Origin of the sequence: Pseudomonas sp. Y5-11, assembly GCF_022368695.1 — a bacterium.
Classification (GTDB): domain Bacteria; phylum Pseudomonadota; class Gammaproteobacteria; order Pseudomonadales; family Pseudomonadaceae; genus Aquipseudomonas; species Aquipseudomonas parakoreensis.
Genome location: NZ_CP058974.1, coordinates 2,572,465 through 2,595,386, shown reverse-complemented (window position 1 = coordinate 2,595,386; position 22,922 = coordinate 2,572,465). Strand labels below are relative to the sequence as shown.

At 60.9% G+C, this 22,922-nt stretch carries 23 protein-coding genes; 8 read left to right on the top strand and 15 right to left on the bottom strand.

Features of this window, described 5'->3' with window-relative positions:
• Positions 1-7 precede the first annotated feature (7 nt).
• From flgK to HXW87_RS11620, 7 genes are all read right to left on the bottom strand, one after another.
• Positions 8-2,053 carry a flagellar hook-associated protein FlgK gene (gene flgK / locus HXW87_RS11650; protein ID WP_239778946.1) on the bottom strand — a complete coding sequence of 682 codons (2,046 nt, stop codon included), beginning with the start codon at positions 2,051-2,053 and terminating at the stop codon, positions 8-10.
• A gap of 21 nt (positions 2,054-2,074) precedes the next feature.
• A complete protein-coding gene (flgJ, locus tag HXW87_RS11645; RefSeq protein WP_239778945.1) occupies positions 2,075-3,361 on the bottom strand; it encodes a flagellar assembly peptidoglycan hydrolase FlgJ in 1,287 nt (428 codons plus the stop codon).
• 11 nt (positions 3,362-3,372) lie between these two features.
• On the bottom strand, positions 3,373-4,461 hold the full coding sequence (locus tag HXW87_RS11640) for a flagellar basal body P-ring protein FlgI (protein WP_161794916.1): 1,089 nt from the start codon (positions 4,459-4,461) through the stop codon (positions 3,373-3,375).
• A 27-nt stretch (positions 4,462-4,488) separates the two neighbouring features.
• Positions 4,489-5,184, bottom strand: a complete 696-nt coding sequence (gene flgH / locus HXW87_RS11635; RefSeq protein WP_007965503.1) for a flagellar basal body L-ring protein FlgH — start codon at positions 5,182-5,184, stop codon at positions 4,489-4,491.
• Positions 5,185-5,235: 51 nt separating this feature from the next.
• Complete coding sequence (flgG, locus tag HXW87_RS11630; protein ID WP_003222804.1) at positions 5,236-6,021, bottom strand: flagellar basal-body rod protein FlgG; 786 nt, start codon at positions 6,019-6,021, stop codon at positions 5,236-5,238.
• A 45-nt stretch (positions 6,022-6,066) separates the two neighbouring features.
• The gene (locus tag HXW87_RS11625) at positions 6,067-6,807 is read right to left on the bottom strand and encodes a flagellar basal body rod protein FlgF (RefSeq protein ID WP_007965507.1); all 741 of its coding nucleotides are present in this window, start codon (positions 6,805-6,807) and stop codon (positions 6,067-6,069) included.
• Positions 6,808-7,181: 374 nt separating this feature from the next.
• On the bottom strand, positions 7,182-8,744 hold the full coding sequence (locus HXW87_RS11620; protein WP_047292474.1) for a sigma-54-dependent phenylalanine hydroxylase transcriptional regulator PhhR: 1,563 nt from the start codon (positions 8,742-8,744) through the stop codon (positions 7,182-7,184).
• A 385-nt stretch (positions 8,745-9,129) separates the two neighbouring features.
• Here HXW87_RS11620 and phhA point away from each other — a divergent pair, with 385 nt between their 5' ends.
• The 6 genes from phhA (at position 9,130) to HXW87_RS11595 (ending at position 13,547) form a co-directional block, all read left to right on the top strand.
• Positions 9,130-9,921 carry a phenylalanine 4-monooxygenase gene (gene phhA / locus HXW87_RS11615; RefSeq protein WP_239778944.1) on the top strand — a complete coding sequence of 264 codons (792 nt, stop codon included), beginning with the start codon at positions 9,130-9,132 and terminating at the stop codon, positions 9,919-9,921.
• Positions 9,922-10,039: 118 nt separating this feature from the next.
• Positions 10,040-10,396, top strand: a complete 357-nt coding sequence (locus tag HXW87_RS11610) for a 4a-hydroxytetrahydrobiopterin dehydratase (protein ID WP_003222798.1) — start codon at positions 10,040-10,042, stop codon at positions 10,394-10,396.
• Entirely contained in the window at positions 10,396-11,589 is a 1,194-nt protein-coding gene (locus tag HXW87_RS11605) for an amino acid aminotransferase (protein ID WP_239778943.1), read from the top strand. The genes HXW87_RS11610 and HXW87_RS11605 overlap by 1 nt, the downstream gene beginning before the upstream one ends.
• 269 nt (positions 11,590-11,858) lie before the next feature.
• Positions 11,859-11,990 carry a hypothetical protein gene (locus HXW87_RS29480; RefSeq protein ID WP_257012244.1) on the top strand — a complete coding sequence of 44 codons (132 nt, stop codon included), beginning with the start codon at positions 11,859-11,861 and terminating at the stop codon, positions 11,988-11,990.
• Positions 11,991-12,060: 70 nt separating this feature from the next.
• Entirely contained in the window at positions 12,061-12,243 is a 183-nt protein-coding gene (locus HXW87_RS11600) for a hypothetical protein (RefSeq protein ID WP_007965516.1), read from the top strand.
• A gap of 116 nt (positions 12,244-12,359) precedes the next feature.
• Complete coding sequence (locus HXW87_RS11595; RefSeq protein ID WP_183082875.1) at positions 12,360-13,547, top strand: MFS transporter; 1,188 nt, start codon at positions 12,360-12,362, stop codon at positions 13,545-13,547.
• Here the strand turns inward: HXW87_RS11595 and arfB are convergent.
• Together arfB and HXW87_RS11585 are read right to left on the bottom strand one after the other, a co-directional pair.
• Positions 13,544-13,957: an alternative ribosome rescue aminoacyl-tRNA hydrolase ArfB gene (gene arfB, locus HXW87_RS11590; RefSeq protein ID WP_095667202.1), complete on the bottom strand. Its 414-nt coding sequence runs from the start codon at positions 13,955-13,957 to the stop codon at positions 13,544-13,546. The genes HXW87_RS11595 and arfB overlap by 4 nt on opposite strands.
• Positions 13,958-14,072: 115 nt before the next feature.
• A complete protein-coding gene (locus HXW87_RS11585) occupies positions 14,073-15,491 on the bottom strand; it encodes an amino acid permease (protein WP_047292463.1) in 1,419 nt (472 codons plus the stop codon).
• An 893-nt stretch (positions 15,492-16,384) separates the two neighbouring features.
• Between HXW87_RS11585 and HXW87_RS11580 the strand changes: the two genes are divergently transcribed.
• Positions 16,385-16,522: a hypothetical protein gene (locus tag HXW87_RS11580; RefSeq protein ID WP_003222780.1), complete on the top strand. Its 138-nt coding sequence runs from the start codon at positions 16,385-16,387 to the stop codon at positions 16,520-16,522.
• Positions 16,523-16,592: 70 nt separating this feature from the next.
• Positions 16,593-17,558 carry a leucyl aminopeptidase gene (locus HXW87_RS11575; RefSeq protein ID WP_121184301.1) on the top strand — a complete coding sequence of 322 codons (966 nt, stop codon included), beginning with the start codon at positions 16,593-16,595 and terminating at the stop codon, positions 17,556-17,558.
• 377 nt (positions 17,559-17,935) lie between these two features.
• Here the strand turns inward: HXW87_RS11575 and rluB are convergent, their stop codons facing one another.
• The 6 genes from rluB to HXW87_RS11545 form a co-directional block, all read right to left on the bottom strand.
• Positions 17,936-19,156 (bottom strand): 23S rRNA pseudouridine(2605) synthase RluB, encoded by a 1,221-nt coding sequence (rluB, locus tag HXW87_RS11570; RefSeq protein ID WP_239778942.1) that lies wholly within the window; start codon positions 19,154-19,156, stop codon positions 17,936-17,938.
• Positions 19,157-19,298: 142 nt separating this feature from the next.
• Positions 19,299-19,490 (bottom strand): DUF1289 domain-containing protein, encoded by a 192-nt coding sequence (locus HXW87_RS11565; RefSeq protein WP_047292462.1) that lies wholly within the window; start codon positions 19,488-19,490, stop codon positions 19,299-19,301.
• A gap of 103 nt (positions 19,491-19,593) precedes the next feature.
• On the bottom strand, positions 19,594-20,565 hold the full coding sequence (gene scpB, locus HXW87_RS11560) for an SMC-Scp complex subunit ScpB (RefSeq protein WP_239778941.1): 972 nt from the start codon (positions 20,563-20,565) through the stop codon (positions 19,594-19,596).
• 11 nt (positions 20,566-20,576) lie between these two features.
• Entirely contained in the window at positions 20,577-21,275 is a 699-nt protein-coding gene (locus HXW87_RS11555) for a ScpA family protein (protein ID WP_171061841.1), read from the bottom strand.
• A gap of 123 nt (positions 21,276-21,398) precedes the next feature.
• Positions 21,399-22,028: an L-threonylcarbamoyladenylate synthase gene (locus tag HXW87_RS11550; protein WP_007966016.1), complete on the bottom strand. Its 630-nt coding sequence runs from the start codon at positions 22,026-22,028 to the stop codon at positions 21,399-21,401.
• Positions 22,029-22,041: 13 nt separating this feature from the next.
• Positions 22,042-22,905 (bottom strand): PHP domain-containing protein, encoded by an 864-nt coding sequence (locus HXW87_RS11545; RefSeq protein ID WP_047292458.1) that lies wholly within the window; start codon positions 22,903-22,905, stop codon positions 22,042-22,044.
• Positions 22,906-22,922: the final 17 nt, after the last annotated feature.

The window sequence follows — 22,922 nt, the reverse complement described above, 5'->3', positions numbered from 1 at the left end:
CGACTCCTTAAAGACTGTTGATCAGCGTGGCGAAAGTTTCCTGCGCAGCTTTGATGATCTGCGAAGACGCTGTGTAGTACTGCTGATACTTGACCAGGTTACCGGTCTCTTCATCGAGGTTGACCTGAGACAGCGAATCACGCGCGCCCTTGGCCTGATCGAGGATCACCGAGGTGGCGTCGTTGTCGGACTTGCTCTGCGCAGCCTTGGTACCGACGTTGGTCACCAGTTTGTTGTAGGCGTCGGTCAGGCTGATGCCTTTGCTGCCGCTGCCGGTGTCCACGGTCTGTTTGGTCTGCAGGCCAACCAGTGCCTGGGCGTTGCGGTTGTCCGAAGAGGCCGCGCCGGTCAGGTTGATGGTGAAGGTTTCGCCGGATTTTGGCGTCGCCCCCACGGTGGTCTGCACAGTGAAAGTCTTCTGCACGTTCGGCGTGACCGTGGTGTCCATCACCGGAGCACCGGTGGAGTCGACCATGCCGACCTTGAGGTTCAAGGTGTTGGCCTGCCCCGGCACGATGGTGCCCGAGCCGATGGTGTTGCCCTTGGCGTCGACCATGTTGTACGACTGGCTGCCACTGGCGACCGCACCGAACACCAGCTTGACCGGCGTTGAATATTTGAGCGCATTTTGCAACTCGGTCTGCGCCGCCGGGTTGTAGATGTCGACGGTGTCGGTCAGCGTCGGCTGGGTGTAGGTACCGGAATTGTTGGCACTGGCCACGCCGGTCAAGGGTGCTGCCGCGGCGATTTTCTTCGGATCGGTCAATACGGTCTGGATGGAACTGGCCGCGTTACGGGTCGGCGTCACCTTGAAGGTGTCGCCCGCGCTCAGGGCGCCGCCGTTGAGGGCCAGGGTGAAGCCGTCGATCACTGGCGGTGGCGTGGTCGTGGTGCTGAACGAGCCCATGTCAGTGCCATCGGAGCGCTTGACCGAATAATTGGTGGCGCTGGTGAAGGTCACCTGATAATCGCTGGTGGTCAGCTTGCCGGTGTCCTTGATGGTGACATCGAGGTTGCCCGAGCCGGCGCTGTTGCCAGACTGCGCGATGCTGCGCTGGCTGATCAGCGCGGCACTGTTGATGTTGTTGAAAATCGCTGCACCGAAGTCACCGTTCTTGTCGATGCCCTGGGCTTGCTGGCTGTTGACCTGATCGGCCACCACCAGCGCGACACGACCCAGCTCGTTGAGCGATGGATCGAGCACTTCCTTGCGATAGGTCAGCAGACCACCGATTTCGCCACCGCTCATGGCCGAGGTGATGTCGATGACGCTTGAGCCACGGTCCATTTGAATGGCCATGCGCGTCGGATCGTCCTTGCTCGGCACGGTGCTCAGGGTGTTGGTGGTGTTGCCGATCACCAGCGGTTGGCCGGTGCCGATGTACACATCAAAACTGGTACCCCGTTCAACGACCTGCGCACCGGTCAGCTCGGAGAGCTGGCGCACGGCTTCGTTACGGCTGTCGAGCAGATCGTTCGGCTGACCACCGCTGGTGGAAATCTCGCCGATCTTCTGGTTGAGATTGGCAATCGAGGTGGCCAGTTTGTTCACTTGCGATGTCATGTCCGCAAGGTTGCCGTTGATCGTGGTGTTCTGATCGTTCAGCTGTTTGGCCAGGGCATTGAAACGGCTGGTCAGCGCCTGCGCACCGGTCAGCACCGACTGACGGGAGGTGTCGTCCGTGGCCGAGGTCGCCACGCCCTGCATCGAGGTGAAGAATTTCTGCAGCACACCGGTCAGGCCGGTGTTGGTGTCGGACATCGAGGCATCCAGCGCAGTGGCCTGGGCACCGTACGCAGCCGCTTCGCTATTGAGCGAGGTGGCGGTATGCAGCTGGTTTTCGAGGTAAGAGTTGTAGACCCGGCGCACATCGGCCAGGGTCGTCCCCGTCCCGATGAAGACGTTGCCGAACTGCTGCGAGGACTTGGTGCTCTGCACGGTTTGCTGGCGTGAATAACCGGCGGTGTCGACGTTGGCAATGTTGTTACCTGTGGTCGCGAGAGAGGAAGAACTCGCGGACAACCCCGACATCCCGATATTGAGCAAACTCATGATTCAAACCTTACCGTGTGTTTATAGAGGCGTCGTTGAAACGCCGGCCGCAGCGTAGTTTTCGAAACTGTTCATCTGCTTGGCTATCTGCGAAATCTTCGTCGCGTAGTTCGGGTCGGTCGCGTAACCGGCCTTTTGCAACTCGCGTACAAACTGTTCTGGGTTATCGGCCGACTTCACCACATCTTGATAGCGATTGTTGGTCTGCAGCAAAGTCACCAGATCGTGGAAACTGTCCTTGTACGAGGCATAGGAACGGAACTGCGCCGTCTCCTTGACCATCTGCCCGTTGCGGAACTCGCTGGTGATCGCCCGGGCCGAATCGCCGGTCCAGTTGCTGCTGGCCTTGATGCCGAACAGGTTGTGACTGCTGCTGCCATCCTGGGCACGCATGACCGATTTACCCCAGCCGGTTTCCAGTGCGGCTTGCGCCACCAGATAACGCGGATCGACGCCAATACGCGCGGCGGCTTCCTTGGCCATCGGCAACATGGTGTTGACGAATTCGTCGGCGGAGCTGAAAGCGCGCTTGGCCGGTGCCAGCGGAATCTGCGCCATCGCCCGGCCGTAAATCTGCATCTGCCCGCCGGACGCCTTGGCGTCTTCGGCACGGGTCAGCCAGTCGCCGTTGTACAGCGGACCGGCGCCGGTGGTGGCCGTCGTTGCGGCACGTTGCGGCAAGGCATTGGCGGCGGTCGGCGTAGCGGAAGGCACCAGACCGGCGAGCAAACGATCGGCCAGTTTCGGCGGCAAGGCCAGACGACGTTTGTTGATCATGGCCATGTCATTGCTGTGCGAGGCTTCGGTCGTGGCGACACGCCCGGAACGCGACGCCCACAACGGACGCTCGCCATTGAGCCGCGATAACGGCCCGTGGGTGGCGGTCGTGCCGGCGGCAATCGGCGTCTGCACCGCAGCCGCTTTCGCCGCCTCTTGCTTGGCGGCGGACGCGGCCGCCGCCTCGCCTGGCGCCAGTGGTTTGTTCCTCGACATCTGCTTCATCAGCACGTCGGCCAGACCGATACCCCCGCCCTCACGGGACAGCGAGACCGCCAGTTGCTGGTCGTACATTTCCTGATATTGCTTGGCCGCCGGGGTGTTCATCGGGTTGTCTTTACCCAACGCCTCGGTGGCCGAACGCATCGACTTGAGCATTTCGCCAAGGAACAGCGATTCGAATTCCTGCGCCACCTTGCGCATGTTCGCATCGCTGTTCTTGTCGCCGACCTTGAGCTGGTTCAGACGATTGAGGTCGGAGTACGAACCCGAATCGCCAGTGCCCACCAGACTGCCTTTGCGCATATCCATGGTCGCCGTCCTCAGATCACGATCAGGTCGGCTTGCAACGCGCCGGCCTGCTTCAGAGCTTCGAGAATGGCCATCAGGTCACCCGGTGCCGCGCCCACCTGGTTCACCGCCCGCACGATTTCGTCGAGGGTGGTGCCCGGGCCGAATTTGAACATCGGTTTGGCTTCCTGCTGGGCATTGACCCGCGAGCGTGGCACCACGGCCGTCTGCCCATTGGACAACGGGCCCGGCTGACTGACGATCGGGTCTTCGGTAATGGTCACGGTCAGGCTGCCGTGGGTCACGGCGGCCGGCGAAACTTTCACGTTCTGACCGATGACGATGGTGCCGGTGCGCGAGTTGATGATGACTTTCGCCACCGCCTGACCCGGGTCGACTTCGAGGTTTTCCAGGATCGACAGATAGTCGACACGCTGGCTCGGGTCGAGCGGCGCCGTCACACGAATCGAGCCACCGTCGATGGCTTGCGCCACGCCAGGGCCGAGCATGTCGTTGATCTTGTCGACGATGCGCTTGGCGGTGGTGAAGTCGGAGCGGTTGAGGTTCAGCGTCAGGCTGTTGCCCTGGTTGAAACCGCTCGGTACCGAACGTTCTACCGAAGCACCGCCCGGAATACGACCGGCCGACGGAACGTTGACGGTGATCTTCGAACCGTCACGCCCTTCGGCATCGAAACCGCCGACCACCAGGTTGCCCTGAGCAATGGCGTAGACGTTGCCGTCGATACCTTTGAGCGGGGTCAGCAACAGGGTGCCGCCGCGCAGGCTCTTGGAGTTACCGATCGAAGACACGGTGATGTCGACCTGCTGACCCGGTTTGGCGAACGCCGGCAGATCGGCACTCACCGACACCGCCGCGACGTTTTTCAACTGCACGTTGCCCGACCCAGGCGGCACCTTGATGCCGAACTGCGAGAGCATGTTGTTGAAGGTCTGCAGGGTGAACGGGGTTTGCGTCGTCTGGTCGCCAGTGCCGTTAAGCCCGACCACCAGGCCATAACCGATCAACTGGTTGGAACGCACGCCGGAGATGCTGGCGATATCTTTCAGCCGCTCGGCGTGGGCACCAAAGGCTGCGGACAACAGGGCCGCCGCCAGCATGAGGCTCTTGAATTTCAAAGTCGCCACCTAGAAAGGGAACAGCGGGCTGAGGAAGAAACGGTCGAACCAGCCTGGCTGACTCGCATCGGCAAACGAACCGGTGCCCGAGTAGGTGATGCGCGCATCGGCGACACGGGTCGACGACACGGTGTTGTCGGTGGCGATGTCATCGGCACGCACCAGACCTGCGATCCGCACCAGCTCGTCGCCGGTGTTGAGGGTCATCCACTTCTCGCCGCGCACGGCGATGATGCCGTTGGGCAGCACATCGGCCACGGTCACGGTGATCGAGCCGGTCAGGGTGTTGCCCTGCGCGGCCTTGCTGTCGCCCTTGGTCGCACGGTCGCCGCTGTAGCCGACGTCGAGGCTCAGGTCATTGCCACCCAACGGGTTGTTGGTGGTGCCACTGCCGCCAAACAGCGAGGTCAGGCCGATGCCGGTCTTGCTGTTCTTGGCCACCTGGGAGTTGGCGTTCTTGCTCGCCTGAGTCTTCTCGTTCAGGGTGATGGTGATGATGTCACCAACGCGGAACGCCTTGCGGTCGCTGTACAGGTTTTGCTCGAAGCCGGCCTGATAGATCGAGCCGTTGTTGGCCGCCGCCGGCAGTGGCGTGCGCGGCAACACCGGAGCGTAGTAAGGGTCATTGGGCTTGGGCGTCGGTGCGACGCAGCCCGCGAGCGAGACGACCCCACCCAATGCCAGAACAGATACGAAGCGTTTCATGACCCTACCTCACGGTGTTGCTGGCGGCCTCAGGCCGCCCCATAGACTTGATTACAGATTCTGCGTTACGAACGAGAGCATCTGGTCGGCGGTGGAGATCACCTTGGAGTTCATCTCGTAGGCGCGCTGAGTGGTGATCATGTTGACCATCTCTTCAACGGTGCTGACGTTGGAACCTTCCAGGGTGTTCTGCAGCGTGGTACCGAAACCGTTCAGGCCCGGGGTGCCGATTTGCGGCGCGCCGGAAGCAGCGGTTTCCAGGAACAGGTTGTTGCCCACCGCCTGCAGACCGGCCGGGTTGATGAAGTCGGCGGTTTGCAGGTTGCCGATCACCTGAGCGGCCGGGTTGCCTGGCACAGTGATCGAGACAGTGCCGTCAGTGCCAACGGTGAAGCTCTGAGCGTTGTTCGGGATAACGATGGCCGGCTCCAGGGCGAAACCGCTGGCGTTGACGATCTGGCCGTTGGAGTCGAGGTGGAAAGTACCGTCACGGGTGTAGGACGTGGTGCCGTCCGGCTGCAGGATCTGGAAGAAACCGCGACCGTCGATGGCCATGTCCAGCGGCTGCTCGGTGGTTTGCAGGCTGCCGGCGGTGAAGTTTTTCTGGGTGCCGACGATGCGCACACCGGTACCCAGTTGCAGACCCGACGGCAGTTCGCTGTCCTGGGTCGACTGGGCGCCTGGCTGACGCTTGATCTGATACAGCAGGTCCTGGAACTCGGCACGGTCACGCTTGAAACCCGTGGTCGAGACGTTCGCCAGGTTGTTGGAAATGGTGGTCAGGTTGGTGTCCTGGGCGGACAGACCGGTTTTGGCAACCCATAGAGCCGGAAGCATTCGATTCTCCTCGTGCGCCTGTTTTACGGCGCGACGTTCTGATAATTAGCTGATCTGCAAGACCCGAGCCATGGCCTGGTCGTCGTCTTTGGCGGTGTTCATCATCTTGACGTGCAACTCGAACTGCTTGGCCAGGGCCAGCACCGAGGTCATTTCTTCCACGGCATTGACGTTGCTCGACTCGAGGAAACCCGACACCAGTTTGACGTTGGCGTCGGCCGGCGCCGGCTGGCCGTCCTTGGTGTAGATCGAGCCGTCGAGGCCTTTGTTGAGGTTCTTGATGTCCGGGTTGACCAGTTTGATCCGGTCGACTTCCGCCATGACGCGCGGGCCTTCGCCCATCGCACGAATACTGATGGTGCCGTCTTCGCCGACTTCGACCTGCTGCTCCGGCGGCACGGCGATCGGACCGCCGTTGCCGAGTACCGGCATGCCATTGCCGGCACGCAATACGCCGAGGGCGTCGATGTTGAGGCTGCCGGTGCGCACGTAGCTTTCGCCGCCGTTGGGGTTCTGCACGGCGATAAAACCGTTGCCGGTCACGGCGACGTCGAGGTCGCGACCGGTCTGCACCAGCGAACCGGCTGTGAAATCAGTGGCGGGCCGTTCGCTCATGGCAAACGCACGCGCCGGAAAGCTGTCACCGAACACCGGCATCGAACGCGCCTGCTCCAGGTCGCGCTGAAAACCATTGGTGGAGATGTTCGCCAGGTTGTTGGCATGGGCCTTTTGCGCCAGTGCGTTCTGACTGGCGCCGGTCATTGCCACATAAAGGTACTTGTCCACACTCTTTCCTCTGCATGCCGGACGTTTGCCGCCCACCGCTGTACTGCTGAGCCATAAGCAATTTGCAGACCAACTTTTTTCTGGCGGCTTGCAGCCCGGTAAACAAGGGACTTGAGGGGGTTTGCGGGGAAATTTGAAATGTATCGAAGTCGAAAAACCGGCGGTGTTATGCCGCTTGGCGGCAATCCCGATTTTTGCAGATGGAAAAAGAACCTGTGGTGAGGGGATTTATCCCCGATGGGCTGCGCAGCAGCCCCAATCCATCCATTGATGGTGTATCGGATGGACCGCATTTGCCGGGTTTGGGGCGGCTTCGCCACCCATCGGGGATAAATCCCCTCACCACAAAAGCTCTTTTCACCACAGTGTTGCTGTTAACTCTCGGGGTCTTTACCAACTTCATATTCGCGCAGCTTATTGGCAATGGTGGTGTGCGAAACCCCCAGCCGCTTGCCCAACTGCCGACTGCTCGGGTGCTCGGAGTACAGCCGCTCCAGTACGGCTTTCTCGAAGCGTCCGACGATCTCGTCCAAACCACCCTCCAGCGAGAAATCGCCAAGCGGCTGACGCACGCCGTAGTCCGGCAAGCGAATATGCTCGGCCTTGACCGTGCCGCCATCACACAGCGAAACCGCCTGAAACAGCACGTTCTCCAGCTGCCGCACGTTGCCCGGCCAGTGATAGTGACTGAGGCGCTCCATCGCCGCCGGCGCCAGTTTCGGCAGCGAGCAACCGATCTGCCGACTGGCCTGATCGAGGAAGTGCTCGACCAGCGGGGTCAAACCGTCGAGGCATTCGCGCAGCGGCGGGATGTGCAGCGACAGCACATTCAAGCGGTGATACAGATCCTGACGAAACTCGCCGCGCGCGCACAGCTCGGACAAGTCGACCTGAGTGGCGCAGATCACCCGCACATCCAGATACACCTCTTCATCACTGCCGACCCGGCGGAAACAGCCGTCCTGCAGAAAGCGCAGCAACTTCACCTGCAAGCGCGGGCTCATTTCACCGACGCCATCAAGAAACAGCGTACCGCCCGCCGTCAGCTCCAGCAGGCCGAGTTTGCCTTCGGCGCGCGCGCCTTCGAACGCGCCGGGGCCGTAGCCGAACAGTTCGGTCTCGGCCATCGACTCCGGCAGCCCCGCGCAGTTGAGTGCCATCAATGGCGACTGCCCACGCGGACTGGCGAGGTGACAGGCGCGCGCCAGCAATTCTTTGCCGGTGCCGGTTTCGCCTTCGATCAATAGCGGCGCATCCAGTGGCGCCATGCGCCGGGCCTCACGCACCACCGCCGCCATCACCTTCGAACTCTGGAAGATACTGTCGAAGCCACGCAGCTCCTGTTTGCGCACGTTATAGATGCGCTCGCCGACGCGGTCGGCGCGGTGCAGGGTCAGCACCGCACCGGCCATGGCTTCGCTGTCGTCGTGCTCCGATTGCAGCGGCGCGATGTCGGCGAGAAAGATGTCGCCCTTGACCTTGACGCGCATGCCGTTGATTCGCGACTTGTTGGCGCGCACCAGTTCCGGCAGGTCGAAATCCTCGGCATAGCGCGACAGCGGAATCCCCGGCACCTCGTCCACGCGCACCCCGAGCAACTGCGCGGCCGCGCGGTTGGCGGCAACGATCGAGCCGCCCATGTCGATCGACAGCACCGGAAATTCCAGCGCGCCAAGCAACGCGTTCAACTCCATGTGCCGACGCTCACTGGGCATCAACCCGACGCGCTTGACCCCAAATACCCCGGCAATCGCTTCGAACTTCGGCCGCAGCGCCTGGAACTGAATGTTGATCAGGTTCGGGCAGTGCAGGTAGATCGCATTGCCGTGCTCGCCGCCGACCTCACCGCGCGCCACGTTGATCCCGTACTCCACCAACAGGTTGAGGATGTCGCGCAGGATGCCGATGCGGTTCTGGCAGTGGACTTTGATACGCATATGAATGACTCGACAAAACCAGCAATAAGGTTGAACACAGACCTGTGGGAGCGAGCCTGCTCGCGAAGGCGGCTGCACACTCAGCATAGATGTGTCAGACAGACCGCATTCGCGAGCAGGCTCGCTCCCACAGGGGGTAACGCCTGACTTTTCTGTCGAGGCGCGCAGATAGTTGTCAAGATTATGTGACAGCCACAGCCCTTTTCAAACCTTGAAATCAGCACAAACGCGAGATATCCGCCAAAGCGTAACGATTTATTTACAAAATACGCTGATTGTTCCTACAACGACCGCGTTCAACCTGCTGCATACCGCCCCACTCTCGGGTAATCCTGACCCCATCGCTGGACATAACAAGAACGAATTCCCCTAGCAGGAGAGCAGTATGAAGCAGACGCAATACGTGGCCCGCGAGCCCGATGCGCAAGGTTTTATCGACTACCCCGCCGAAGAACATGCGGTGTGGAACACGCTGATCACCCGCCAGCTGAAAGTGATCGAGGGTCGGGCGTGCCAGGAATACCTGGACGGTATCGAAAAACTCGGCCTGCCCCATGACCGCATTCCGCAACTGGGCGAGATCAACAAGGTGCTCGGTGAGACCACCGGTTGGCAGGTTGCCCGCGTCCCGGCACTGATCCCCTTCCAGACCTTCTTCGAATTGCTCGCCAACAAACAGTTTCCGGTGGCCACGTTCATTCGTACCCGCGAAGAACTGGACTACCTGCAAGAGCCGGACATTTTCCACGAGATTTTCGGCCACTGCCCGCTGCTGACCAACCCGTGGTTCGCCGAATTCACCCACACCTACGGCAAGCTCGGCCTGCAGGCCACCAAGGAAGAGCGCGTGTACCTGGCGCGCCTGTACTGGATGACCATCGAGTTCGGTCTGGTCGACACCCCGCAAGGCCAACGCATCTATGGCGGCGGCATCCTGTCCTCGCCGAAGGAAACCGTTTATTCGCTGTCGGACGAGCCCGAACATCAGGCCTTCGATCCGCTGGAAGCCATGCGCACACCGTATCGCATCGACATCCTGCAGCCGCTTTATTTTGTCCTGCCCAACCTCAAGCGTCTGTTCGACCTGGCCCACGAAGACATCATGGGCATGGTCAAGCAAGGCATGCAGTTGGGGTTGCACGCACCGAAGTTTCCGCCAAAACCGAAAGCCGCGTGATCCGCGACTTTTGCTGACAATTGAGTCTGTCAGTCGCCGCCACTTTGGTTTAGCGTGACGGCATTGACGGGCCGATAGTTTCTATAAAAAAAACACACTCGATTTCAGGAATCACACCATGTCCACTTTGAACCAAGCCCACTGCGAAGCCTGCCGTGCCGATGCGCCACAAGTCAGCGACGAAGAACTGCCGATCCTGATCAAGCAGATCCCTGACTGGAACATCGAAGTGCGCGACAGCATCATGCAGCTGGAGAAAGTCTTCCTGTTCAAAAACTTCAAACACGCACTGGCCTTCACCAACGCCGTCGGCGAGATCTCCGAGGCCGAAGGTCACCACCCGGGTCTGCTGACCGAGTGGGGCAAAGTCACCGTGACCTGGTGGAGCCACTCGATCAAAGGCCTGCACCGCAACGACTTCATCATGGCCGCGCGCACTGATGAAGTGGCCAAGACCGCAGAAGGACGCAAGTAATGCACTTTGACGCCATCGGCCGGGTACCCGGCGACCCGATCCTCGGTTTGATGGAGGCCTATGCGCAGGACAGTAACCCGCGCAAGTTCGACCTCGGCGTTGGCGTCTACAAGGATGCCCAGGGCCTGACGCCAATCCCCGAAGCGGTAAAAATCGCCGAGGCACGACTGGTCGAAAGCCAGGACACCAAGACCTACATCGGCGGTCACGGCAATCCATTGTTCGGCAAGTTCATCAATGAGCTGGTGCTCGGCGCCGACTCGAAGCTGATCGCCGAGCAGCGCGCCGGCGCCACCCAGACGCCGGGTGGCACCGGTGCCCTGCGCCTGGCGGCCGACTTCATCGCCCAGTGCCTGCCGGGCAAGGGCGTGTGGCTGAGCAACCCGACCTGGCCGATCCACGAGACGATTTTCGCCGCCGCCGGAGTCAAGGTCAGTCACTACCCCTACGTGGGCAGCGACAACCGCCTCGACGTCGACGCGATGCTTGCCGTGCTCAACGAAGTGCCGCAAGGCGACGTGGTGCTGCTGCATGCCTGCTGCCACAACCCGACCGGTTTCGACCTGAACCATGACGACTGGCAGCGTGTGCTCGACGTGGTGCGCCGGCGTGACCTGCTGCCGCTGATCGACTTTGCCTACCAGGGCTTTGGCGATGGGTTGGAGCAGGACGCATGGTCGACCCGGCTGTTCGCTGCCGAAGTGCCCGAGTTGCTGATCACCAGCTCCTGCTCGAAAAACTTCGGCTTGTACCGCGACCGCACCGGGGCGCTGATTGTTTGCGCGAAAACCGCCGACAAGCTGATCGACCTCCGCAGCCAACTGGCCCACATCGCCCGCAACCTGTGGTCAACGCCACCGGATCACGGTGCGGCCGTGGTCGCGACCATCCTCGCCGATCCGGAGCTGAAAGCACGCTGGACCGACGAAGTGGAAGCCATGCGCCTACGCATCGCGCAGTTGCGCAGCGGTCTGGTCGAAGCACTGGAACCGCACGGTCTGCGCGAGCGCTTTGCGCACATTGGCGTGCAACGCGGCATGTTCTCCTACACCGGGCTGTCGCCGGAGCAGGTCAAACAACTGCGTGAGCAGCACAGCGTGTACATGGTCAGCTCGGGACGGGCCAACGTTGCCGGCATAGATGCCACGCGCCTGGCACTGCTGGCCGACGCCATCGCCAACGTCTGCAAATAACGCTGCAACAGCAATTGATCGCTCCCGATCTACACGCAATACCCTGTAGGAGCTGCCGAAGGCTGCGATCTTTTGATTTTAAAAACAAAGAACAAAAGATCGCAGCCTTCGGCAGCTCCTACATTGGTTCGCGGCGCTCCCCTGCGGCCATCTGTCGCATTAATTTGAATTAAAAGTCTGATTGTCATTTTTCCTGCTGTATCCTGCGCAGGCTTTCAAGAAGCGCGGATCTACCAGATCTATCAACAGACTTAGCGAGGAGCGCAACCATGCACGAGATTCCTAATCTCCCCTTCCCAAGCCTGCACGTACCTGAGCAGACGACCACGCAACAAGCCGGTGCCCAACAGCCCGAGCCGAAAGAAGCCGCTGAACGCCGCCAGGCTGACAACGAAGAGTAAAACCCCGCCGTACAGACCGTGTGGAAAGCGCTAAGATGCGCTTTCCACACTGCCTGAAACCGAGCCCGCCATGACCGACGAATTCTCCGAAAGCCAAGCCGCCGTCCTGATCGGCGCTACCGAGAAAATGATCGAGATCTGGCAGCGCCTTTCTCCGGAAAAACAGGCTGCCTTGCTCGCCCGTTTCGGCAGCGAAGAAAACGCCCTCGCCGCCCTCGTCACCACGCAACTGGTCGCCCCGGCCAAACCCTGATCCCCCCTATCCGGCAAATAGTTTTACTTTTCCCCGCCCCAGATGCGTTCGCGCCGGTATCATAAGCAGCCTATCTAATCCTGCTTTGCCGTGGATCGTTCCCCATGTCGTCCTCTATGCCACAACCCCAGCGCCCCCTGGCGGTCACGCTGCAAGTCGTTTCCATCGTCCTCTTCACTTTCATCGGCTACCTGAACATCGGCATTCCGCTCGCGGTGTTGCCCGGGTACGTCCACAGTGATCTGGGCTTTGGCGCGGTGATCGCCGGGCTGGTGATCAGCGTGCAATACCTCGCCACCCTGCTCAGCCGTCCGTACGCCGGCAAGATCATCGACAACCAGGGCAGCAAGCGCGCGGTGATGATTGGTCTGGCCGGTTGCGGCTTGAGTGGCGTGTTCATGCTGATTTCGGCGTGGACACCGAACCTGCCGATGCTCAGCCTGATCAGCCTGTTGATCGGCCGTCTGGTGCTGGGCAGCGCGGAAAGCCTGGTCGGCTCCGGTTCAATCGGCTGGGGCATCGGCCGCGTTGGCGCGGCGAATACCGCCAAAGTCATCTCGTGGAACGGCATCGCCAGTTACGGCGCGCTGGCGGTGGGTGCGCCGTTCGGCGTGTGGCTGGTCGGCCAGTTGGGGCTGTGGAGCATGGGCGTCAGCATCATTCTGCTGGCGGCGCTGGGCTTACTGCTGGCGTGGCCGAAAACCGCAGCGCCGATTGTCGCCGGCGAGCGTCTGCCGTTCATGCATGTGCTCGGTCGCGTGTTCCCGCACGGCTGCGGTCTGGCACTGGGCTCGATCGGTTTCGGCACCATCGCCACCTTCATCACCCTGTATTACGCCACTCGGCACTGGGATAACGCGGTGTTGTGCCTGAGCCTGTTCGGCGCCAGCTTCATCGGCGCACGGCTGCTGTTCGGCAACCTGATCAACCGCCTCGGCGGCTTTCGCGTGGCGATTGCCTGTCTGTCGGTGGAAACCCTCGGCCTGTTACTGCTGTGGCTAGCGCCAGACGCACATTGGGCACTGGCCGGTGCGGCGCTGAGCGGTTTCGGCTTCTCGCTGGTGTTCCCGGCGCTGGGCGTGGAAGCGGTGAACCTGGTGCCGGCCTCCAGCCGAGGCGCGGCCGTTGGCGCTTATTCGCTGTTCATCGACTTGTCTTTGGGGATTACCGGGCCGTTGGCCGGGGCCATTGCGTCGGGTTTCGGTTTCGCTTCGATCTTCCTGTTCGCCGCCCTCGCTGCGCTGAGCGGCCTGGCGTTGAGCGTGTACCTTTACAAGCACACGGCGAAGTACCTCGAAGATTAAAAATCCACCTTGCCCCGCCCGGCCTTGATGCTGCCACGCTTGGTCTTGGATTCGAGCCGGCGCTTCTTCGAGCCGAGGGTCGGTTTGGTCGGGCGGCGTTTCTTTTCGACCTTGGTGGCGCTGAGAATCAGCTCGACCAGACGCTGCAGCGCATCGGCGCGGTTGGCTTCCTGCGTGCGGTATTGCTGAGCCTTGATAATCAGCACGCCATCGCTGGTGATGCGGCTGTCACGCAGTGCCAGCAGCCGCTCCTTGTAGAACTCGGGCAAGGACGAGGCCGGAATGTCGAAGCGCAGGTGCACAGCGCTGGAGACCTTGTTGACATTCTGCCCACCGGCGCCTTGCGCGCGAATGGCCGTCAGTTCGATCTCGGCATCCGGCAGATGCACGTTGTTGGAAATCACCAGCATGGAAAAGCGTCCGTATTCAGAAGCAGCAGGATACGCCATCAACCCTGTAGGAGCTGCCGAAGGGGCAATAAAAAACCCGGCGCATTGGCCGGGTTTGTCGTTTTTGCCTCAGCGCTTACTTGGAAGCACTGGCCGCGTGCAGCGCCTGCTGCGCACCGCGTTTGTTCTTGATCACGTAGCAGACCCACATGAACACGACCCACACCGGAATCGCGTACACCGATATCTGGATGCCCGGGATCAGCAACATCACGCCGAGGATGAACGCGACGAACGCCAGGCAGACGTAGTTACCGTACGGGTACCACAGCGCCTTGAACAGCGGCGTCTGCTGTGTCTTGTTCATGTGCTGACGGAACTTGAAGTGCGAGAAGCTGATCATCGCCCAGTTGATCACCAGGGTGGCCACCACCAGCGACATCAGCAGTTCCAGCGCCTGTTGCGGCATCAGGTAGTTAAGCAACACCGCCACCAGCGTGACCGCCGCGGACGCGAGGATCGAACGCACCGGCACGCCGCGTTTGTCGATTTTCGCCAGACCTTTCGGCGCATCCCCCTGCTCGGCCATACCCAGCAGCATGCGGCTGTTGCAGTAGGTACCGCTGTTGTACACCGACAGCGCCGCGGTCAGTACCACAAAGTTGAGGATGTGCGCGGCGGTGTTGCTGCCGAGCATCGAGAACACCTGCACGAACGGGCTGCCGCTGTACGAATCGCCGGACGCATTGAGCGTTTCCAGCAAGCTGTCCCATGGGGTCAGCGACAGCAGGATCACCAGCGCGCCGATGTAGAAAATCAGGATCCGGTAGATCACCTGGTTGATCGCTTTCGGAATCACGGTTTTCGGCTTGTCGGCCTCGGCTGCAGTGAAACCGAGCATTTCCAGACCGCCGAAGGAGAACATGATGATCGCCATCGCCATCACCAGACCGCTGACGCCGTTGGGGAAGAACCCGCCGTGCGACCACAGGTTGCTGACCGAGGCCTGCGGACCGCCGTGGCCGCTGACCAGCAGGTAGCTGCCCAGCGCGATCATGCCGACGATCGCCACGACCTTGATGATCGCGAACCAGAATTCGGCCTCCCCGAAGACTTTGACGTTGGCCAGGTTGATCGCGTTGATCAGCACGAAGAATGCAGCGGCGGTGACCCAGGTCGGGATGTCCGGCGCCCAGTAGTGGATGTACTTGCCGACCGCTGTCAGCTCCGACATGCCCACCAGAATGTACAGAATCCAGCAGTTCCAGCCCGACAGGAAACCGGCAAAACCGCCCCAGTACTTGTGCGCGAAATGGCTGAAGGAACCGGCCACCGGCTCTTCGACGATCATCTCGCCGAGCTGGCGCATGATCATGAAGGCGATGAAGCCGCAGATGGCGTAGCCGAGGATCATCGACGGGCCGGCGGATTTCAGGACCCCGGCCGAGCCAAGGAACAATCCGGTACCGATCGCGCCACCGAGGGCGATCAGTTGAATATGGCGATTTTTCAGGCCGCGTTTCAGCTCGCCTGATTGCGAGTTTTGTCCACTCATGAAAAAGGTCCCACGCAAGGTTTGATGATGTTCAGTAGACGTTGCTGCAAGGTTGCGATTTCAGACAACCCCGATCAAACCCCAGCGCAAGCACCAGGAATTCAGCGTTTTTACAACGGTCATGCGTCACCTGTTTGTTTTTATCTGTGACGAAATCGAACCCGACACGCTTGTGACGTGGCGGAGTGAACAAGGCGGATAGCCTTGAGGTTTGCGCGATTACGCAGAGGGTCACAGTTAAAACGCGGCGCATTGTACACCGCTAACCCCCTGCTGCCAGACCCCGCTGGATCAGCGTGGCGCCTGCCGGGATTGCATGGGGCCGCCTCGAGACACTCGGGCGACTGCAAAAATTGAGTCAGGCCTTTGCAGGCCATCGACGGGGACGAGCGAAAAACCGCCCCACGGAGAGAAGTGAAAATCAATCTCGGCGTTCATTGCGCCTCCTTCTTGTTATGCACCTGCACGACAGGCATGAGGCGCATCTCACCCTGCAAACGAGGCTGAAACAAGCACGCCAGAGCCCTGCGCAAGGCCTTTGCAGGCGGGCGTCGGCAGGTTTTTCTTACAGCGTCGGCAACGGGGTGAATCCACTGGACTTCATCGGCGTTTTCGTAAATTTTTCTTTACAAGGCGTAACGCAGATTTTCCATTTCGGAAAATTCTGTAGGACGTCTGCAAATTGACGGTAGCAAGCTTGCTAATGAAAGTGGCGGCTTAGTTTTTTGTTTTCAAATAAGAAAATCGCCGCTTAAAAACAGAATAAAAAGTTTATTTAAATTTTAAATAAATAATTTTTTGCATTACAAAACACCCTGAACTAGGTTCTTCACGTCTTGCCGGCCACCTCGACCGGCCAGTCATAACCGTGAATGTCATCTAGGAGATCGACCATGCAAGCACTGGAAAAAGACCTGGACACCGAACTGCAACTGGACGAATGGTTTGAAGCGCCAACCCATGAGGCCGCCGTGGAAATGATGCAAGCCGACGCGGTGGTTCCGTTCGGCACGGCGATGTGGCCTCTGTAAGACATCCCCGGGCAGGCACGATCCGGCCGGTCGTGCCTGCCGCTTTCTCACGGTCAGTCAGGGAGGACTCATGGATAAGCCCCGCGCGATCTCGCATTTCCTTTACTACCTCGAACATCACCCTGCCCTTGCCGGTCTCGACTCGGCGAAGGTACTGCTCGGCCACACCGCCGATTACGAAGCCCTGACCGGCGCCATCGCCGAACAGGCCGGCGATCATCCCCGCTTCACCTTCAGCGCCAGACGCCTGGACCTGGAAAGCACCGCAACGCTGACCGCGGCGATTGCCGACAGCGATCTGTACATTTTCTTCTACGACTCTTCCACGCTGCCCAATCCGCGCCCCGACGGCCCGGAGTTCGTGCGCGCCCTGCAAAGCGTGATGGCGGAAAACTGGAAGAAGTCGCTGTTGTTCAAGGATTACGGCGACTATTTTTACGACACCTTCAGCGTGACGCCGCAGCGTATCGCCGGGCTCAACAGTCACTTGATCCAGCGCATGTCCCAAGCGACCACGCTGAGTTTCAAGGACGACCACGGCTCATGGTTTGAAACGCCGCTGAGCAGCATCAAGAAGTGGACCGACATCAACGGCGTCGGCAACTTCGACCTGGCCCCCGGCGAGATCGCCACCCACAGCGAAGCCATCAACGGCCATGTGAAATTCAAGGGCACGTTCCTCAGCACTATCCCGTTTGCGCGCAAGTACGGCGTGCTGGAGTCGCCACTGGAGTTGTGGATCGAAAACTCGACCATCAGCCGCATCGCCACTGATGTGCCGGGGCTGGAGCATGATTTCAACAAGTACCTGGACGCCAATCCGTCAAACCGGCGCATTGAGGAATTGGGGATTGGTACCAACGAAGGCGTGAAGGATCTGTATGCGCGCAACGCCGGTTTCGAGGAGCGCCATTGCGGCCTGCACCTGGGCCTCGGCGGCGGGGCCAAGGGCAGTCATCATCTGGACCTGATTTTCTCCGGCGGGGTGTTGGCGCTGGATGACAAGCCGGTGTTTGACGGACGTTTTGTCTTCTAAGCAGACATTTCCATTCTGAAGCCACTGCCCCCCCCCCTGTAGGAGCTGTCGAGTGAAACGAGGCTGCGATCTTTTGATCTTGTTTTTGCAGATCAAGATCAAAAGATCGCAGCGTGCCGCAGCTCCTACAGGAATAGCGCGCAACCCAGCCAATAATCCAGACGGATGCATTGTGTTTCAGGCGACTGACGCCTTCGCGAGCAGGCTCGCTCCCACAGGGGATTTGTGTTTGTCGCATCTCCAATGTGGGAGCGAGGCTGCTCGCGAAGAGGCCGAATCAGTCGCTGCATAACTTCTGCCAGACAAAAAAAACGCCAACCCTACGGTTGGCGTTTTTGTTTTAGCTCGAAGCTTGCCGCTCAAAGCTCACAGCTGCCTTATTCCGGCTTCTTGCGACCGAAGCCTGGACGCTGACCGGAACCGGCCGGTGCGCCACGGCGCTTGCCTGATGGCTTGTCGCCGTCGACCAGTTTGATCCCCGGACGCTTCGGTGCAGGCTTGGCCGGACGCTTGTTGGTGGTGTCCGCAGGACGATCCGCCACTGGCGTTCCACGACCGGCCGGCGCACGACCTTCGCCACGCTCGGTGCGACCGTTGGCCGGACGCGGTGCGCGCTCGCCGTCACGGGCCACTGGCTTGCGACCCGGACGCTCGCCTTCGATCTTCGGCTCACGGCTCGGACGCGGACCGGTCGGCGCGCCAGCGGCGGGACGCAGGGTCCGCACGCGCTCGGTCTTGGCCATTGGCCGCGACGATTTACGCTGCATACGCTCCAGCTTGTCCTTGCTCTTGGCGTTGAGTTGCGGCATCGCCACCGGCGTCAGGCCGACTTCGGCGCTGAGCACGTCGACTTCGTACTGGCTCATTTCGCGCCAGCGGCCCATCGGCAGGTCGGAGTTGAGGAATACCGGACCGAAGCGCACGCGCTTCAGACGGCTGACCACCAGCCCTTGGGATTCCCACAGGCGACGAACCTCACGGTTACGGCCTTCCATCACCACGCAGTGATACCAGTGGTTGAAGCCTTCGCCGCCCGGCGCCTGTTGAATGTCGGTGAAACGCGCCGGGCCGTCTTCCAGCACCACGCCGGCCTTCAGGCGCTCGATCATCTCGTCGTCGACTTCACCGCGGACACGCACGGCGTACTCACGGTCCATCTCGTAGGACGGGTGCATCAGACGGTTGGCCAACTCACCGTCGGTGGTGAACATCAGCAGACCGGTGGTGTTGATGTCGAGACGACCGATGTTGATCCAGCGGCCTTCTTTCGGGCGCGGCAGCTTGTCGAACACGGTCGGACGGCCTTCCGGGTCGTCACGGGTGCAGATTTCGCCATCGGGCTTGTTGTACATGATCACGCGGCGCACCGACTCGGCCGCCTCTTCGCGCTTGATCACCTTGCCATCAATGGTGATGGCATCGTGCATGTCGACGCGCAGGCCGAGGGTGGCGTCTTTGCCATTGACCTTGATCCGGCCCTGGCTGATCCAGGCTTCGACGTCACGGCGTGAGCCGACGCCGATACGGGCGAGGACTTTCTGCAGTTTTTCGCCTGCCGGGCCGATTTCCTGGTCGTCTTTCTGATTGATGTCACTCATCTGGGCACCTCCCGGTGTGGTCTGTTCAGGCGGCGCCTGAAACATTGAAATCTGGTTTTCGGGCGAAGGGATCGCCGAAGGGTCGCGAATCATACGCGGATGTGCGCCATCGCGCATCAGAGACTAGCTGATCGATCGACAGTTATTTCTTTTTCCGCCGACCGGCGCCACCGAGTTTGATCAGGCGCAGCGCGGCTTCCGCCAGCACTGTGCGCTTGTCGTCCTTGTCGAGTTTCTTCCAGGCGCGGATTTCGCGCTTGCTGCGGCCACAGCCGAGGCAGATGTCATCGCTGAACTTGCAGAGGCTGATGCACGGGTCTTTGGTCGAGCTCATGGGGTCTCCCTTGAAGATCAAAAGATCGCAGCCTGCGGCAGCTCCTACATTGGAATACGGTCCCTGTAGGAGCTGCCGCAGGCTGCGATCTTTTCGGCGCGCCTCAGTCCTCGAACTCGCGGCGTTCGGCTTCGATGGCTTCGGCCAGGGCGCGCGCCTCGGCTTCTTCTTCACTCAGTTCGGGCTCTGCTGCAGGTGGTTCGAGGGCAGCGACGGCAGCGAGAAGTTTTTCCCGGGCCTCGGCAACGCCAAGAATGTCTTCCTCCGGTTCGGCTTCAGGCTCGGCCTCAAGTTCAACTTCAATCGCCGGCTCGACGGTCTCGACTTCCGGCTCAGTCGCCGACGCCTCCCCGTCCGCCGCATCGCGCAACAAATCATCGAAGTCGGTCTTGATCCCCTCCTCCATGCTGTCCAGTTCCAGCAGCAAGCTGTGGAAGCTGGTTTCCTCCTTCGGCTCTTCCGGCTCGGCGCTGGCGTCGGCCTGTTCCTGCAAGCCCTGCGGTACCGGTGCGTCGTCGAAATCGAGGACCGGCTCGGTTTCCATCTCGCGCAGTTCGGCCAGCGGTGGCAGGTCTTCAAGGTTTTTCAGATTGAAGTGATCGAGAAACGCCTTGGTGGTGGCGAACATCGCCGGCTTGCCCGGCACGTCGCGGTACCCGACGATGCGAATCCACTCGCGCTCGATCAGCGTTTTGACGATGTTGGTGTTGACCGCCACACCCCGCACGTCTTCGATCTCGCCCCGGGTAATCGGCTGGCGATAGGCGATCAGCGCCATGGTTTCCAGCAGCGCACGGGAATAGCGCTGTGGCCGTTCTTCCCACAAACGCCCGACCCACGGCGAAAACTTCTCGCGGATCTGCAAGCGGTAGCCGGAGGCGACTTCCTTGAGCTCGAACGCGCGGCCCTCGCAGGACTTGGTCAGCAGGCTCAGGGCTTTCTTGAAGACCGGCGGTTCAGGGCGCTCACCTTCTTCGAACAGTTCGTAGAGGCGTTCAAGCGATTGCGGTTTTCCCGAGGCCAACAGAAAGGCTTCAAGCAGGGGCGCCAGCTCGCGGGGTTCAGTCAGGTTCATGTTTCGACTCGTTATTCGGCTCGGGCTCGCACGTGGATCGCGGCGAACGGCTCATTCTGCACCAGCTCGACCAAGGATTCCTTGACCAGTTCAAGGATCGCCATAAAGGTCACGACCACACCGAGGCGACCTTCCTCGGCGGTGAACAGCTCGACAAACGGCACAAAACCGCCGCCCTTGAGCCGTTCCAGCACATCGCTCATGCGCTCGCGGGTCGACAGTGCCTCGCGGCTGACCTGATGGCTCTCGAACATGTCGCCCCGGCGCAGCACTTCGGCCATGGACATCAGAATCTCTTCCAGCGCGACATCAGGCAACAGCTTGCGCGCCCGGGCTTCCGGGGCGTCGAGCTTGGGCACCACAACATCGCGTCCGACCCGGCTCAGGCCGTCGATGCCTTCGGCGGCGGCCTTGAAGCGCTCGTATTCCTGCAGGCGGCGGATCAGTTCGGCGCGCGGGTCGTCCTCTTCGTCTTCGACGGTTTCGGCCCGCGGCAGGAGCATCCGCGATTTGATTTCGGCCAGCATCGCGGCCATCACCAGGTACTCGGCGGCCAGTTCCAGGCGCACCGACTGCATCAACTCGACATAGCCCATGTACTGACGGGTGATTTCCGCCACCGGGATGTCGAGAATGTTGATGTTCTGTTTGCGGATCAGGTACAGCAGCAGGTCGAGCGGGCCTTCGAAGGCTTCGAGAAACACTTCCAGCGCATCCGGCGGGATGTACAGGTCCAGCGGCATTTCCGTGACCGCCTGGCCATAGACCATGGCAAACGGCAGTTCCTGCTGGGCGCCGGCCTGGGGATCGACAACGGTTTCCACTGCGGACATTCAGGCCTCGACCATGAACGGCGCGGGGTCGCCGCAACCGACGCGGATCACTTCCGGGTCGTCGCCGGTCAGGTCGATCACGGTGGACGCCTTGATCCCGCCGAAACCGCCGTCGATGATCAGATCCACCTGGTGTTCCAGCAATTGACGCATTTCGTACGGATCGCTCAGCGGATCTTCATCGCCGGGCATGATCAGGGTCACACTCATCAGCGGCTCGCCGAGTTCGGCCAGCAACGCCAAGGCAATCGGATGGCTCGGCACCCGCAGGCCGATGGTGCGTTTCTTCGGATGCAGCAGCAAACGCGGCACTTCGCGGGTGGCATTGAGGATAAAGGTGTAAGGCCCCGGCAGATGCGCCTTGAGAATGCGGAAGGTGCCGGTGTCGATCTTGGCATAGTTGCCCAGTTGCGACAGATCGCTGCAGATCAGCGCAAAGTTGTGCTTTTCGTCGAGCTGACGCAGACGGCGTACGCGCTCGATTGCGGTCTTGTCGCCGATCTGGCAACCGATGGCGTAGGAAGAGTCCGTGGGATAAATCACCACCCCGCCCTTGCGGATGATCTCGACCGCCTGTTTGATCAGGCGCGCTTGCGGGTTTTCCGGATGGATCTGGAAAAATTGACTCACATTCTCTACCTGTTCAGACGGCGGCGATAACTGTGTCATGTTTGAACCGACCCCACAGGGGTGGAAGGTCCTCGGGAACCGGCCGGTACTGGCCAATCTCGGACCAGCCACCAGGGCCATGAAAATCACTGCCGGCACTGACCAGCAGACCGAACTCACGGGCAAGGATCGCCAGGCTGCCGACCTGTTCTGCGGGCTGATGGCCATTGACCACTTCGATTGCATGCCCGCCCGCTTGAATATAGTCGGCAATCAGCTTTCGGCGCTTGCTGCGGGTGAAATCGTAGTGCCACGGATGCGCCAGACTGACCCACGCCCCGGCGGCGCGCAGGGTGCCGACGGTGTCTTCCAGCGTCGGCCAGTGCTGCTTGACGTCACCCAGCTTGCCGGCGCCGAGCCATTTGCGGAATGCCTCGGCGCGATCCTTTACGAAACCTTCACGCACCATCCAGTCGGCAAAATGCGGGCGGGCCGGCGCGTTGCCGCTGTCGCCCAGTTCCTGCTGGATCTGCCGGGCGCCTTCGAGGGCACCGGGCATACCTTTGAGGCCAAGCTTGCGGCTTATTTCTTCCGACCGCAGCCAGCGGCCATCGTGCAATCTGGCGATGGCCTCGACCAAGGGCGCGGCGTTGACGTCGAAACCGTAGCCCAGCACGTGGATGGTCGCGCCGCCCCAGGTGCAGGACAGTTCGACGCCATTGACCAGTTGCATGCCCAGTTCTTCGGCAGCGCTGCGCGCTTCGGCGAGCCCTTCGAGGGTGTCATGATCGGTCAACGCCAGGACTCGCACGCCGTTTTCAAACGCACGCGCAACCAGAACCGCCGGCGCCAAGGCGCCATCGGAGGCCGTGCTGTGGCAGTGCAAATCAACATTCACGGGGAGTTGTAACCTCA